The organism is Pseudomonas sp. P5_B2, assembly GCF_056400445.1.
Genome location: NZ_JBFULH010001473.1, coordinates 1 through 556, shown reverse-complemented (window position 1 = coordinate 556; position 556 = coordinate 1). Strand labels below are relative to the sequence as shown.

Genomic DNA, 556 nt, shown 5'->3' with positions numbered 1-556 from the left:
TGGTAGTCCAAGTGACCGTCGGCACGGTCGCCTCTCGCTTATACATATAAAGTATGCATAATGAAGCCATTCGAAATTCAGTTTCACAAGGCGAAAAACGCAGCAAACAAATTGAAGCACCAAGGCATCAGCCTTTCAGAAACAGAGCCGGTTTTCTATGACGAGCGAGCGCTTACGCTTCAAGACCACCACCATGATGAACAACGGTGGGTCATCATGGGGATGGACGCCAAAGGTCGCTTGCTGGTCGTTGCGTACACCTATCGAGATCCGAATTTCGTTCGAATAATTTCCGCGCGCATCGCGACCAAAAACGAGCGCCGCCGGTACATGGAGGATTGACCGATGAAAGACGAATACGACTTCAGCAATGCCAAGCGCGGGGCTGTTGCCTCCAGCAAAGGCAAAACCAGAATCACCATCATGCTCGATGATGCCGTCATAGAGGCGGCTCGTTCACGCGCCGAGAGCGAGGGATTTGGCTATCAGACTGTGATAAACAACACCTTGCGTCAGGCATTGCTCAATCACAGGGAAACAACCACCGAGCTCGATC

At 51.6% G+C, this 556-nt stretch carries 2 protein-coding genes; both read left to right on the top strand.

What is annotated here, in order from left to right:
* The first annotated feature begins 60 nt into the window (after positions 1–60).
* Entirely contained in the window at positions 61–342 is a 282-nt protein-coding gene (locus AC1DRJ_RS31905; protein ID WP_477805600.1) for a BrnT family toxin, read from the top strand.
* Between the two features lie 3 nt (positions 343–345).
* Positions 346–556: BrnA antitoxin family protein (locus AC1DRJ_RS31900; RefSeq protein ID WP_477805599.1), on the top strand; the 211-nt coding region annotated here is incomplete at its 3' end.